The organism is Bartonella sp. SD1336NMGDW (assembly GCF_042193565.1).
GTDB lineage: Bacteria > Pseudomonadota > Alphaproteobacteria > Rhizobiales > Rhizobiaceae > Bartonella > Bartonella grahamii.
Window position 1 is genome coordinate 14,709 of the sequence record NZ_JBHILW010000007.1, and the last position, 13,840, is coordinate 28,548.

General features: G+C 37.1%; 13 protein-coding genes. 9 read left to right on the forward strand and 4 right to left on the reverse strand.

The window, feature by feature from the left end:
- Positions 1-968: 968 nt before the first annotated feature.
- Positions 969-1,247 (reverse strand): hypothetical protein, encoded by a 279-nt coding sequence (locus tag ACFIKH_RS05335; protein WP_375626277.1) that lies wholly within the window; start codon positions 1,245-1,247, stop codon positions 969-971.
- A 32-nt stretch (positions 1,248-1,279) separates the two neighbouring features.
- Complete coding sequence (locus ACFIKH_RS05340; protein ID WP_375626275.1) at positions 1,280-2,629, reverse strand: D-alanyl-D-alanine carboxypeptidase; 1,350 nt, start codon at positions 2,627-2,629, stop codon at positions 1,280-1,282.
- A gap of 233 nt (positions 2,630-2,862) precedes the next feature.
- On the opposite strand from ACFIKH_RS05340, the gene clpS reads away from it, so the two are divergent.
- Together clpS and clpA are read left to right on the forward strand one after the other, a co-directional pair.
- Positions 2,863-3,234 (forward strand): ATP-dependent Clp protease adapter ClpS, encoded by a 372-nt coding sequence (gene clpS / locus ACFIKH_RS05345; protein WP_375627172.1) that lies wholly within the window; start codon positions 2,863-2,865, stop codon positions 3,232-3,234.
- Positions 3,235-3,240: 6 nt separating this feature from the next.
- A complete protein-coding gene (clpA, locus tag ACFIKH_RS05350) occupies positions 3,241-5,592 on the forward strand; it encodes an ATP-dependent Clp protease ATP-binding subunit ClpA (RefSeq protein WP_375648351.1) in 2,352 nt (783 codons plus the stop codon).
- A 7-nt stretch (positions 5,593-5,599) separates the two neighbouring features.
- Here clpA and ACFIKH_RS05355 read toward each other — a convergent pair whose 3' ends face one another.
- On the reverse strand, positions 5,600-6,022 hold the full coding sequence (locus ACFIKH_RS05355; RefSeq protein WP_375648350.1) for an HIT family protein: 423 nt from the start codon (positions 6,020-6,022) through the stop codon (positions 5,600-5,602).
- A gap of 133 nt (positions 6,023-6,155) precedes the next feature.
- Complete coding sequence (locus ACFIKH_RS05360) at positions 6,156-6,617, reverse strand: RidA family protein (RefSeq protein WP_375626268.1); 462 nt, start codon at positions 6,615-6,617, stop codon at positions 6,156-6,158.
- Positions 6,618-6,762: 145 nt separating this feature from the next.
- On the opposite strand from ACFIKH_RS05360, the gene ACFIKH_RS05365 reads away from it, so the two are divergent.
- From ACFIKH_RS05365 to ACFIKH_RS05395, 7 genes are all read left to right on the forward strand, one after another.
- Complete coding sequence (locus ACFIKH_RS05365; protein ID WP_273788136.1) at positions 6,763-7,599, forward strand: cell envelope integrity EipB family protein; 837 nt, start codon at positions 6,763-6,765, stop codon at positions 7,597-7,599.
- A gap of 167 nt (positions 7,600-7,766) precedes the next feature.
- On the forward strand, positions 7,767-8,546 hold the full coding sequence (rpsB, locus tag ACFIKH_RS05370; protein ID WP_375626266.1) for a 30S ribosomal protein S2: 780 nt from the start codon (positions 7,767-7,769) through the stop codon (positions 8,544-8,546).
- Between the two features lie 101 nt (positions 8,547-8,647).
- Positions 8,648-9,571 carry a translation elongation factor Ts gene (gene tsf, locus ACFIKH_RS05375; RefSeq protein WP_375627177.1) on the forward strand — a complete coding sequence of 308 codons (924 nt, stop codon included), beginning with the start codon at positions 8,648-8,650 and terminating at the stop codon, positions 9,569-9,571.
- A gap of 158 nt (positions 9,572-9,729) precedes the next feature.
- On the forward strand, positions 9,730-10,449 hold the full coding sequence (gene pyrH, locus ACFIKH_RS05380; protein WP_012755043.1) for a UMP kinase: 720 nt from the start codon (positions 9,730-9,732) through the stop codon (positions 10,447-10,449).
- A gap of 37 nt (positions 10,450-10,486) precedes the next feature.
- Positions 10,487-11,047 carry a ribosome recycling factor gene (frr, locus tag ACFIKH_RS05385; RefSeq protein ID WP_012755044.1) on the forward strand — a complete coding sequence of 187 codons (561 nt, stop codon included), beginning with the start codon at positions 10,487-10,489 and terminating at the stop codon, positions 11,045-11,047.
- A gap of 730 nt (positions 11,048-11,777) precedes the next feature.
- Positions 11,778-12,593, forward strand: a complete 816-nt coding sequence (locus tag ACFIKH_RS05390; RefSeq protein ID WP_375626262.1) for a phosphatidate cytidylyltransferase — start codon at positions 11,778-11,780, stop codon at positions 12,591-12,593.
- Positions 12,594-12,608: 15 nt separating this feature from the next.
- On the forward strand, positions 12,609-13,757 hold the full coding sequence (locus tag ACFIKH_RS05395; RefSeq protein WP_375627179.1) for an RIP metalloprotease: 1,149 nt from the start codon (positions 12,609-12,611) through the stop codon (positions 13,755-13,757).
- Positions 13,758-13,840: the final 83 nt, after the last annotated feature.

Below are 13,840 nucleotides of genomic sequence, written 5' to 3' on the forward strand. Positions count from 1 at the left end.
GAGTGCGCTGGCACGATTACACACTTTACCAGCCCCCCCTGTATGGGGACCAAAGCCCTTGGTATTTGAAACGGTTCATTATAGGCATTTTGAGTTTTTTGGTACGGTTTCACACCACACACTAATCTCGCTCATAACATGCAAGAGAACAGTTTTGATTGATTCAACATAAACAAATTTCAAATGAGAGAATCTTACGATATTCGAGATTCTCATCTAACATGAAAAATAATGAGCTATCTTTATAAATCAGTATCTTGGATATGAATAGTATAATGTAAGTTTCCCATGAATGGTATAAAATCTATAGAGTATTAGCATCTTTATTTATAGAGGGAGAAAAGCAGCACTATCATCCTTTTTTTAATAGTTTAATGCCAATCTTGCTCGTGATGAGCAAGCGAACGATTTTGACTGATTCAATATAAGAAGAAAAATAAGAGAATTTTACGAAAACCTCTTATTCAATATGCAAAAAATAAATTATAGATTAAAATCTTATGGAAATCGTTAACATGATATTTAATCTGATAATTTCTTTTACGTTTTTTCATCGTTAGTATTTGTATTTTCCAGTTTACTTTGTCTGTCGAAAGAAATAAAAGTAAGAGGAGTTAGATTATTTTTTACAGCGTTTATGTTGTATGGGGGAGCGTTATTAAGAGGGACTTCCTTTATTGAACTTTTACAACAACTCCTAAAATGATAAGCTTTCATCCAATAAAGCTATTTATTTTTTCCAAAAAGATATCAAGGATAATTTTTATATTAAATCCAAAAGTGGAAAAATATTGGGTGTTTTTTATGTCCTTAATAATGGTTTTATTGAAAGCTTGGAGGTACTGGATAGTTGGAAAAGCTTTCAGCACAATTCCATAATTTAAGAAAAAAGTATCTTTATCAAAGGGTGGCTAAGGCTGTAGATAATGGTTAATAATAAAATAATTTTTTAGAGATGGTCTGTAAAATTAAATATTTGTTGCTCCTAGACGGATTTTAATAGGCACATTACCAGTTTGGCTAGCAACGCGTAAATGAATGCGTACAGGAGGCATTATGAGACGACGGTTGCGTATTGTTTGGCAAATGAGAAGGTTAACAAGAGATTGTGTATCTAATGCAGTCGAATTATATTTTAAACCAGTAAGTTTTGCGGCAGCATCGTGAAGAGAACGCAATGAAAGGAGGGATGATTGCTTCAATAAAATTTCTTTTTTATGGAATGAAGCAAAAGCATTATCTGTCATAATACTATCCTTAACGCAGAATTCAAAAATTTTTAGTAGGCTACAGTATAGCAGTTAAAATTTGCTTTCTTTAATGTAGAGCAAGCATCAAATGCAGCTTTTTTTGATTGAAACCCTGTAAAGCGCGCTCGATAATAACGCTGCCCACTTTTTTCAAACAGTTGCATGTGCGAAGATGCGTGCTTTAAAGTAGAAAAAGCTATATTTTTTGCTTTTAAAAGTAAAGTTTTTGCTTGTTCTTCACTAGGAAGAGAACCAATTTGGATAGCCCATCCGGCATTTGTGGACAAAGAGGCTGTTACAATTTTATGAGTCTCAACCGGTATAGTTTTTTGAGGGTTTGGTATTGGTATAATTACTTTATTTACAGCCGTTATTGCGATATTGGAGTTTTTAGGTTGTTCTGCAAATGCTGTCAACATAGTCGAAATTTCATCGTCAAAATTACTTGAATCAGCTTTAATGGTCGGTATAGGAGTATTGGCACCAGTCGGTAAGTGATAGCGTACAGAAGCCATTAAACGTTCACCACTTTTCATTTGGCTTGCTTTGGGCAAATATTGGTTCAATAGGCTAGCCATATGCTCGTCACGTGCAGTAGACGATTTACCTCCCAGAACAACAGCGACAACAGAGCGCCCATCGAGACGCATTGAAGTTGCTAAATTAGAACCTGACATTTGTGTGTATCCTGTTTTAATTCCATCGACACCTTTCATTATTTTAACGAGTTTATTGTGGCTGTTAATTTTATGTCCACGGAAATTAAAACTTTTTGTTTTGAACAATTTATATTGTTTTGGAAAATGTTTACGTAAAGCTAATGACAAAGTCGCTATATCTCGTGCTGTAGAATAATTGTGCACATCCGGAAGCCCTGAAGCATTCGCGAAATGTGTATGTTTCATGCCAAGTTTACGAGCTTTTACTGTCATCATTTGAGCGAATTTTTTTTCACTACCTCCAAGATATTCTGCAATGGCAGCAGCAACATCATTTGCGGATCTTGTAATGAGTGCTTTAGCTGCTGATTCTGCAGAAATTGTTTGGCCTGCTTTAAAGCCAATTTTTGTCGGTGGACGCATTGCTGCATAATGTGAAACAGGAATTGGTGTATTTGGTGTCACACGACGCATCTGCATAGCTTCAAAGAGTAAGTACAATGTCATCATCTTTGTTAAAGAAGCAGGATAACGTTTCAGTGTTGCATTGGCTTGAAATAGAGTTTTTCCCGTAGTAGCATCTATAACAATAGCCGCATACTTATCAGGATAGGCTCCTTGAGGTGTGGCTGATGCCCAACAGTAAGAAAAAGCTAACACAACAAAAGAAATTGCTATTGTTTTACAGTAGCGCATAATTTTTTGATAATTAATATACACTTGCAGTATCCTATTTCTCCATTTATCCTAAAAAACTTCTATAAAGCTTCCTTTTCTGTAATTTGTTGATGCAGTTTAGACGAATGGTATTACTAATTTGTTTACAGAAGTTATTTTATAAGTGAGTGATTGAAGTCTAACCATAGAGGGAATCTTTTTCTAACACATACAGGTATTGCAATAATTATGAAAGAATTTAAAATTGATAAAAATGTGCTGCATGGAAAACGATAATGGGACAGATGCTTATAATAAACTCTACAGCTCATATTATGCATAATGAAAAGGGCAAGAATTGGGATGAAATTAGGCATGGTGCGGTTATAACGCTTAAGGCTAGAGCAAAACTCGAAAAACCTAAATTATGTCGAGTTTTTTTGCTTAATGATGATTACACACCTATGGATTTTGTTGTTTTCGTTTTGAAGAGCTTTTTTAAAAAAAGTTTCGAAGAGGCAACGCGAATAATGTTAAATGTTCATCACAGTGGGATAGGAGAATGTGGAACTTATACTTATGAAGTCGCTGAAATGAAAATATTACAAGTGAGGGAATGTGCGCGTCAAAATGAACATCCGTTACAATGTGTAATGGAATGGAAGTGAGGAATTATGCCATCTTTTACACCTAGTCTTGAAGAGGTTTTGCATCGTGCATTAACAATTGCTACTCAGGCACAGCATGAATACGCAACATTAGAGCATCTTCTACTTGCGCTGTTAGATGATGCTGATGCAAATTCCGTTATTCAGGCTTGCCAAGTAGATGTGGAGGAATTACGAGAGCGCTTAACCAATTATCTTCGCTCAGAGTTAGATGAACATATTAGAGCTGATGAGGATACTAAGCCTACAGCTTTTTTCCAGCGTGTTATCCAACGTGCGGTGATTCATGCACAATCAGCTGGAAAAGATGAAGTATCGGGGGCAAATGTTCTTGTTGCAATTTTTTCTGAACGTGAAAGCCATGCAGCATATTTTCTTCAAGAAATGGGCATGACACGCTATGATGCTGTACGTTTTATTTCGCATGGTATCACGCGTGATGATGGGTTATCCATGTTACTTGAAGGACTTGAAGAGCAATTAGATCAGCAGATTTCGGATAATGATGAAAGAGGAACAAGTGCTTTAACGAATTATTGTGTTGATCTCAATTGTAAAGCACTTAATGGAAAAATTGATTTATTAATTGGCCGTGAAATAGAAATTTCACGCATGATTCAGATTTTATGTCGAAGGTCAAAAAACAATCCGCTTTTGGTTGGTGATCCTGGAGTGGGGAAAACCGCTATAATTGAGGGATTGGCAAAGCGCATTGTTGATGCGCAAGTGCCTGAAGTTTTATCAAATGCAACAATATTTTCTCTTGATATGGGGGGGCTTGTTGCTGGTACACGTTATCGCGGTGATTTTGAAGAACGCTTAAAGCAAGTTATTAAAGAGTTTGAGCTGTATCCAGATGCTATTTTATTTATTGATGAAATTCATACCTTAATTGGAGCAGGAGCGACATTAGGGGGAAATATGGATGCAGCAAATCTTTTAAAACCTGTATTATCTTCTGGAACTATGCGATGTATTGGTTCGACGACTTACAGAGAATATCGCAAATTCTTTGAACAAGATCGTGCTTTAGAGCGTCGTTTTCAGAAGATTGATATTAATGAACCTTCTGTTACAGATGCGATTAAGATTTTGCAGGGGATGAAGCCTTACTTTGAAGATTTTCATCAGATTAAATATACAGATCAGGCGATGAAGGCATCTGTAGAATTATCTTCACGTTATATAATTGACCGTAGGTTACCTGACAAAGCAATTGATATTATTGATGAAAGTGGCGCAGCGCAAAAGCTTTTGCCACAAAAACAACGCAAGAAGAGTATAGGTGTTAAAGAAATTGAGGCTACTGTTGCTACAATTGCAAGAATTCCACCAAAAACAGTTTCTCGGAATGATCAGAAGATATTGAGTAAGCTTGAAAGAGAACTCAAACATGTTGTTTATGGGCAAGATCAGGCAATTTCCGTCTTAGTTTCATCCATAAAATTGGCGCGAGCAGGTTTACGCGAACCGGATAAACCAATAGGAAGTTATTTATTTTCAGGACCAACAGGTGTAGGAAAAACTGAAGTTGCAAAACAGCTTGCATCATCTTTAGGCATTGAATTATTGCGTTTTGATATGTCAGAATATATGGAACGGCATACGGTAGCACGTTTAATCGGAGCTCCTCCAGGTTATATAGGGTTTGATCAAGGAGGTCTTCTTACAGATGCTGTTGATCAGAAGCCTCACGCAGTCCTATTGCTAGATGAGATTGAGAAAGCACATTCAGAGTTATTTAATATTTTATTGCAGGTAATGGATTATGGTAGATTAACAGATCATAATGGTAAGAAAATTGATTTCCGCAATGTTATTTTGATTATGACAACCAATGCTGGTGCTTCAGATATGGCGAAATCAGCTATTGGATTTGGGAAGGTACATCGTGATGGTGAGGATATAGAAGCAATCAATCGGTTATTTACACCAGAGTTTCGTAATCGGTTAGATGCAATTATTCCGTTTGCACCTTTATCTCATTTAATCATCAATCAGATAGTGCAAAAATTTATTTTTCAGCTTGAAGCACAATTAGCTGATCGGGGAATTTGTTTTGAATTAAGCCCTTCTGCAACTTTATGGCTTTCCAATCAAGGATATGATTCTCAGATGGGAGCACGCCCATTAGGGCGTGTTATACAAGAATATATTAAAAAGCCATTAGCTGATGAAATTTTATTTGGAAAGTTACGCAACGGTGGCATTGTTCGCGTATTGACACAAAAATCAAATTGCAAAAAAGAAAGCTTACAGTTGGAAATTTCATCTTCCGATATATCTGCAAGTTCAAAGAAAAGTAAAATGGAAAATTTTACAAAAAAACGTGTAGGAAAAAAAAGCACAACAACTTAAGAGTGTGTTATAAGGCTGCACGGATTTTTTTTGCATTCTCTTCAAGTATTTCTGTAGGCGTTATCATATTATTATGAGGGGTAAGTTCTATTCCCTCCATACGTGGTATAATATGAAAATGGAGGTGATAAACGGTTTGTTGACTAGCTGCTTCATTAAATTGCATGACAGTTATGCCATCTGCTTGAAAGGCTTTTTTGACGGCATTTGCAATTTTTTGAACAGCTTTAATAACGGGAAATAATGTTTCAGTATCCGCATCAAGTAAGTTTCTAGAGCCTTTTTTAGGAATGACCAGCGTATGACCTGGTGCCTGTGGCATGATATCCATAAATCCAATAACATCATCATCTTCGTAGACACGAACAGAAGGGATTTCATTGCGAATCAATTTAGCAAAAATATTGTTATTGTCATAAGCTTGTTTCATACAAATATTTCCTTTTATTATAAGTTTAAGATTTTAATTAAAAACGAAAAAATGCAAAGTTTATCAGAGTGTAAGACAAAGAAGTATTTTGACTTTAGTTATATTTAGGATGGGGCTCTGTCTTAATGAAGGCTTAGATTTCTATGATGGCTTCAACTTCTACAGGAACATCCATAGGAAGAGAGGCAACACCAATAGCAGAACGGGCGTGTTTTCCAATGTCACCAAGAATATTGACAAATAAATTAGAAGCTCCATTGGCAACAAAAGGAATATCGGTAAAATGAGAATCTACAGCCACAAAAACAGTAATTTTTACCACACGTTTTATTTTATTTAAGTCACCTAGAGTTGCCTTGAGTTGAGCGAGAATATTGAGAGCGCAAGCTTCGGATGCTTTTTGGGCTTGTTCGGTATTCACAGTTGCACCAACTTTACCGATGGCTATTGGTTTTCCATTAATAAGAGGGAGTTGTCCAGAAATAAAGAGTTGATTGCCACTTTGTGAAGTGGTGATGTAATTGGCAAGGGGGGAGATTACTTCAGGAAGAGTGATTCCGAATTCCTCTAAGTTTTTTTCAATCATATTGGTCATAATTTAAACTCCATAGCTGCTCTATAATACATTCATTGTATAATCTATTTTTTGATTTAAGGAAATGTGTGGTTAATTGAGAAATTAGCCTTTTTTGCCTTATTGTATGATGTTATGCAACGGGGATAAAGTTTGGAATTTGGGAATGATTAGATCATTATTTATAATAATTTTATATATTGTTTTTTTATGTACAGCGAGAGCTGAAGAGCCTATTTTTATTGTGCCTCATCGAGCAATTTATGATTTTCATCTCGATAGCGTTTCTCATGACATGACAATTTCTGCGATGTCAGGGCGAATGGTTTACGAGCTTACTGGTTCGGCATGCCAAGGCTATAGCACACGTTTTCGTTTTATTAGTCGTGTTCACATTGAAGATATGCCGGTACGTTTAACGGATCAACAGACGACGAGTTATGAAACAGGAGACAGCCGTACATTTCGTTTTAATATTACAGATCAAGAGGGAGAAGAGGTTGCGCATCGTGCTGAGGGGGTCGCGGAGCGTACTCAAGATGGTATTACAGTTACCTTAAAAAAGCCAAAGGAAAAAGAGTATAAGCTTGCAATGGCTGAATTTCCAATGATGCAACTAAAAAATATTATCCGCCATGCAAAAGCAGGGCATCATTTTTACAATGTTACTGTATTTGATGGGACAAATAAAGCAGATAAAGTTATAAAAGAAAGTATCGTCATAGGGGAAAAGAAGGCGCTTTTATCTGATAGCGAAACGGAAAAAGTGAGAAAATTGGATGAAGACGAATATTGGCCTGTTACAATTTCTTATTTTGATGATGGAGAAAATAAAGATGGTTTGCCGGTTTATCGTAGCAGTTTTCTCTTACATGAGAATGGTATCATGCGTGATCTTCATATAGATTATGGAACTTTTTCAGTGCGTGCAAAATTGAACAGTCTCGAATTCTTGGAACTTGGAAAAGATCTTAATCAATGTGAAAATGCAAATATTAAATGATTAAAGAAAATGACTTGAAAAAGAATCAAATATTAGTATGTTTGCACTATTCCACACGCGGAGTTTGGGTGTTTGCAAATAATTTGTGAGAAAATTCTAGCAAGCATCCGCCGGTAGTAGGTTTTCCTGCTTTTTCCGCGGAGGTTGAACCGGAAAGGATAAGATTTATGGCACTACCCGATTTTACTATGCACCAGCTTTTAGAAGCAGGTGTGCATTTTGGTCACCAGACTCATCGTTGGAATCCCAAAATGACTCCCTATATCTATGGTCAGCGTAATAATATCCATATTATTGACCTTGCTCAGACCGTTCCGCTTTTACACCAAGCGCTTAAACTTGTTTCAGATACTGTTGCGCGTGGTGGTCGTATTCTCTTTGTTGGTACGAAAAGGCAAGCATCTGACATTATCGCTGATGCGGCGAATCGTTCTGCCCAGTATTACGTTAATGCACGTTGGCTTGGTGGCATGCTCACAAACTGGAAAACGATTTCCAATTCGATACATCGTTTGCGAAAGCTTGACAAAATTCTTGCTGCTGAGGCGCAAGGTTTTACCAAAAAAGAACGTTTAAATCTTGAACGTGATCGTGAAAAGCTTAATCGTGCGCTTGGTGGTATTAAAGATATGGGATCTGTTCCAGATCTTATATTTGTCATCGATACGAATAAAGAAAATATTGCCCTTCAAGAAGCAAAACGTTTAGGTATTCCAGTGATTGCTATTATTGATACCAATTGCGATCCTGATGACGTAACGCATCCGATACCAGGTAATGATGATGCTTCGCGTGCAATTTCTCTTTATTGCGATCTTTTTGCTCGTGCTGCCCTTGATGGTATTGCACGCCAGCAAGGAGCAATGGGTATTGATTTGGGAGCTCAAGTTGATGCGCCTGTGGAGCCTATTTTGAAAGAAAATGCGGTTTCAGAAGTTTCTGAATAATATAAAACGCCTAATTAAGGTACTTTTATTGTCTAAAGAAGAAGTTATAGGCGTGCAGAGGGGGGTGCACGCTTTCACTATTACAAAATAAAGAGGCAAATATGAGCATTACTGCTGCACAAGTAAAAGAACTTCGAGAACTATCTGGCGCTGGTATGATGGACTGTAAAGCCGCTCTAGCTGAAACCAGTGGTGATATGGAAGCTGCTGTTGATTGGCTTCGTAAAAAAGGAATAGCTAAAGCAGATAAAAAGGCTGGTCGTACAGCGGCTGAAGGATTAATCGGAGTCGTATCAAAAGATTTAAATGCGGTTTTGGTTGAGGTTAATTCTGAAACAGATTTTGTTGCACGCAATGCCGGATTCCAAGACATCGTGCGCAATATAGCAATTGCTGCTTTGGATACGCCAGGTGATGTTGAATCTGTTTCTGTTTCTCTTTATCCCGGTTCTGAGAAAACTGTAGAGCTTACGATTAAAGATGCAATTGGTACAATTGGCGAAAATATGACATTTCGTCGTTCCGCTAAATTGTCTGTTGAGAATGGTGTTGTTGCGACTTATATACACAATAGTGTAGCTGATGGTCTTGGTAAGCTTGGTGTTTTGGTTGCGATTGAAACAACAGGAAATAAAGAGGCTGCTCTTGCTTTTGGTCGGCAAGTTGCAATGCATATTGCGGCAACCAATCCCTTAGCACTTACAGCACAAGATGTTGATGCTGCTGCTGTTGAGCGTGAAAAAGCAATTTTTTCAGATCAAGCACGTCAGTCTGGAAAGCCTGAAAATATCATTGAAAAAATGGTAGAAGGACGTATGCGTAAGTTTTTTGAAGAGGTTGTTTTGCTTTCTCAAGCTTTCGTTATGAATCCTGATATGACTGTTGAGGCAGCTTTAAAGGATGCTGAGAAATCAATTGGTGCACCAGCAAAAATTACAGGCTTTATTCGTTTTGCATTGGGTGAAGGTGTGGAAAAAGAGGAGTCTGATTTTGCTGCAGAGGTTGCTGCTGCTGTAAAAGGCTAGTTATTGCAAACTCTTGATTAGAGATTTAAAATCATATCGTTGGTTGTAGAATCTCTGGTGTGGGCAATGTAATTGTTGAGAGGGCGTCACGTGAAAAAAAGTGGTGCCCTTCGTGATGTCAAAAGCAAAAAGTAAATGTGCTTTTGGGGAGATTATTAATGGCATTAGCACTTCCGTATAAACGTATTCTTTTAAAAGCTTCTGGTGAAGCTCTTATGGGGGGGCAAAGTTTTGGCATTGATGTTTCTGTTGTAGATCGTATTGCCGCTGATATTGCAGAAGTGCGCACAATGGGGATAGAAGTTGCAGTTGTTATCGGTGGGGGAAATATTTTTCGTGGCGTTGCTGTTGCTTCACATGGTGGAGACCGAGTGACAGGGGATCATATGGGAATGCTTGCAACTGCTATCAACTCTTTAGCATTGCGAACATCTTTGACAAAATTAGGGGTTGAAACTGTTGTACTCTCTGCGATTGCTATGCCACAAATTTGTGAAAGTTTTTCGCAACGTAAAGCAATAGCTTATATGAATCAGGGAAAAGTTGTTATTTTTGCGGGCGGTACAGGAAATCCATTTTTTACCACTGATTCTGCTGCTACTTTGCGTGCAGCTGAGATTGGTGCGGATGTCCTTCTTAAAGGAACACAAGTTGATGGTATTTATTCAGCAGATCCAAAGATAGACCCTACGGCTAAACGTTTTGACCAATTAACACATGTTGAAGTGTTACAATGGGGATTATCTGTTATGGATTCAACGGCGGTTACTTTAGCACGTGAGAACAATGTACCGATTATTGTGTATTCCATTCATGAAAAGGGCGGTTTGGCTAAGGTCTTGAATGGAACAGGACGCTTTACAATAGTATCGGAATAAGGGTAAGCTTCAAAGGACAATTGAAGGAGACAGAAATATGAATGTTACATCAATTATGGATGATCTGAAACGTCGCATGGATGGTGCTATTACGGCTTTTAAACATGAATTAGGTGGTTTGCGGACTGGACGTGCATCGGCCAGTTTATTAGAGCCGTTGACCGTTGAATCTTATGGTTCTGTTGTGCACATAAATCAGGTTGCTAATATTTCTGTTCCCGAACCTCGGATGCTTTCTGTTTCTGTATGGGATAAAACGATGGTAGGAGCTGTAGAGCGCGCTATTCGCGATTCTGGTCTTGGTTTAAATCCCATAACTGATGGTACGAATTTACGTATTCCTTTGCCTGAGTTGAATGAAGAGCGCCGTAAAGAACTTGTAAAAATTGCACATCACTATGCAGAGCAAGCGCGTGTTGCTACACGTCATGTTCGTCGGGATGGTATGGACAATTTGAAAAAGTTAGAAAAAGATGGTGAAATTGGACAAGATGAAGCCCATAGTTTGTCTGAAAAAGTTCAAAAACTCACAGATGAAACGATTGCTGATATTGATAAAATTTTAGCCGTAAAAGAATCTGAAATTATGCACGTTTAAGACGATTTTGTTGTTAGAAAAGGATGTTTACTCCCAGCCTGTAAATTGTTTCTATAGATAAGGGAAGTGGTGTGCTCTGTGATAGCGAGGTGTGATGCAGGAAGGTATTTTATCATTTTGATATGGGAGAGATTGATTCGAAAGGGCAGATGTTTTAATTTTTTAATCTGCGTGGTAAATCATGTCCTTTGCTGGAAGACGCTATTGAGCAGCATGGTGAGGGCTTTCAGTTTAGCATGTCTTTGTTAAACAGCATAATGAAAGCATTCTTAGAAATTATTTAAATATTCTAAGATGAGGGTTGGGGAAAGAATATAACACAAAAAAACAAGCCTAACCTTTCCTTATTTTCCATTATAAAACATCTGAGTATAATCGATGAAGCAGATGCTATATGGTGTAATTCGTTTTTTTACGACGAATATTTGATAGAGAAGTGTTTTTATATGAAACCTATATTAGTTAATTTATATGGGGATAGGTAGCTGCTTTTTCATTTTATATTTGAGAAAATATTAAAAAAATACTTTAGGATCAATCTTGACGGAGATTTTCGAAGCTGTTTTCATTGATTATTTGTCTTATAAGCGCTATCTTGGTAAACTGAATTGTTTATGATAAATTATAAGGGAAATTTATACAAGTATGAAATAAAAATATTGCGTAGGGAGGTTTTTCTTACGTCAATTTTAGAGCTTGTATTTTCTATTTTTATTGTTTGGATGTTGTTTTGTCTAATTTGGTTTATCGTGTTCTGACAGCTTTTGTGTTTGGTTTTATTGCATTGTATCTAACATGGTTGGGAGGGATCTCCTTTTTTTTATTTGTATGGTGTATTGGCGGTTTTGTTCTTTATGAGTGGATGAGTATTACTAAAGAGAAATGGTGTATTTTACAAAAAATATTAGCAAGTAGCTTTTATTTGATCTTTGGCTTTTTTTTAGTGTTGAGTGTATCTGCTTCATTGATTTTTTGTGTTTTAATCGTTTTGGCTGCGGTGTTGGCTATTATATCTATAAAAAAGAGTGGTTGGGTTTTTTGTGGTTTTTTATATGCATCTTTTCCTGTTGTTGCTTTATGCTTTCTACGGGATCATGAAATGTTGGGGTTCCAAGTTGTTATTTTCTTATTTACGATAGTGTGGGGAACAGATATTGGCGGGTATTTTATCGGACGTGCATTAGGGGGACCTAAATTAGCACCACAATTTTCTCCTAATAAAACATGGTCAGGAGCACTTGGTGGTACATTTGTCGGAGTTTTCGGTGGTATATGGGTTGCTTTTGGATTTTTTGATATAAATTTAGCAAGTTTTTTTGTGCCTCTCCTTACACTTGTTTTGTCAATTGTTTCACAATTGAGTGATTTAGGGCAATCATGGCTCAAAAGACGGTTTTCTGTTAAAGATTCTAGTTCTTTATTGCCTGGACATGGTGGTTTTATGGATCGTATAGATGGATTGGTAGGGGCAGCTTTTCTTCTTTATTTAATTGGTTCATTTATGTCTGATATGGATGCACCTTTTAATCTTTTTAGTATGATCTAATTGGGAGAAGGTAGTTTGGGACTTTTAAATTATATCGTCACTATGGGTGATTTTCTTTTAAGAAGTTTGAGTATTCTTTTCATCATTATGATTATCATTTTTGTGCACGAATTTGGGCATTATCTCATTGGTCGGTGGTGTGGTATTAAGGCGTTAGTTTTTTCGCTTGGATTTGGGCCAGAAATAGCGAGTTATACAGATAAGCATGGCACGAAGTGGCGTTTAGCGCTTATCCCCGTAGGAGGGTATGTAAAGTTTGTTGGGGATGAGGAAAAAAATGATACGGTATCATCCCAATCATCTCTGATTGTTGACGGTTCATTTGCTAGTGCGCATGCTTGGAAAAAAGCAGCAACTGTTTTTGCCGGTCCTTTTTTCAATGCCCTTTTTACTGTTGTTATTCTAACATTTTTTTTCTTTATCTATGGTCGTGTAGCCATTGAGCCCGTTATTGGTTCTTTGGTAAAAGATAGCCCTGCTCTTCAGTCCGGTTTGGAATTAGGTGATCGTTTTGTTGAAATGGATGGACGACGGGTTGAAAGTTTTGAAGATTTGATGAATTATGTGGCTTTTCACGGAAGAGAACCCATAGAGTTTAAAATAGAACGCATGGGGCGATTCTTTACAACGGTGATTACTCCGAAAATCGTTGAGCGAGATGATGGATTTGGTAATCGAACACGAAGTGCTATGATAGGTGTAGGTGTTCCTATTGATTTAAATAATCCTGCACATTTAGATCCAACTTATATAAAACATATTCGCTATGGTTTTGTAACAGCCGTAAGAGAAGCGTCAGACCGTACTGTGTTTATCGTCACTCAAACCGTTCTTTTTATGAGTCGTTTAATAGGAGGAAAAGAGGACCGTTGTCGGCTAAGTGGACCTTCTAAAACCGTTAAAATTGCTTGGAAAGTGAGCGAGACAGGTTTTGTCTCTTTGTTGAATTTAGCGGCTTTTCTTTCAATAAGTGTTGGGCTTATTAACCTTTTTCCGATTCTACCGCTTGATGGTGGGCATCTTTTATTGCATGTCATTGAGGTCATTACTGGGAGGGAAATATCTGCTAAAATCCAGGGAATTATTTTTCGTTTAGGTTTTTCCATTCTTCTCCTTTTTATGATCTTTGTCTTTTTTAATGATTATTTTTGTTGGTTTAGCTAATTAAATTATGGAAAACGCTTTATAAATTGAGTAATAATAGCGAAAACAAATTGAAGGTTGTTTACCATGTCTGCAAAATGTTG

Excerpts from the sequence above, each read along its gene's own strand:
- pyrH (WP_012755043.1), top strand. The coding sequence starts at position 9,730 with ATGGCATTAGCACTTCCGTATAAACGTATTCTTTTAAAAGCTTCTGGT.
- ACFIKH_RS05355 (WP_375648350.1), bottom strand. The coding sequence starts at position 6,022 with ATGAAACAAGCTTATGACAATAACAATATTTTTGCTAAATTGATTCGC.
- clpA (WP_375648351.1), top strand. The coding sequence starts at position 3,241 with ATGCCATCTTTTACACCTAGTCTTGAAGAGGTTTTGCATCGTGCATTA.
- ACFIKH_RS05360 (WP_375626268.1), bottom strand. The coding sequence starts at position 6,617 with ATGACCAATATGATTGAAAAAAACTTAGAGGAATTCGGAATCACTCTT.
- rpsB (WP_375626266.1), top strand. The coding sequence starts at position 7,767 with ATGGCACTACCCGATTTTACTATGCACCAGCTTTTAGAAGCAGGTGTG.
- ACFIKH_RS05365 (WP_273788136.1), top strand. The coding sequence starts at position 6,763 with ATGATTAGATCATTATTTATAATAATTTTATATATTGTTTTTTTATGT.
- tsf (WP_375627177.1), top strand. The coding sequence starts at position 8,648 with ATGAGCATTACTGCTGCACAAGTAAAAGAACTTCGAGAACTATCTGGC.
- ACFIKH_RS05335 (WP_375626277.1), bottom strand. The coding sequence starts at position 1,247 with ATGACAGATAATGCTTTTGCTTCATTCCATAAAAAAGAAATTTTATTG.
- frr (WP_012755044.1), top strand. The coding sequence starts at position 10,487 with ATGAATGTTACATCAATTATGGATGATCTGAAACGTCGCATGGATGGT.
- clpS (WP_375627172.1), top strand. The coding sequence starts at position 2,863 with ATGGGACAGATGCTTATAATAAACTCTACAGCTCATATTATGCATAAT.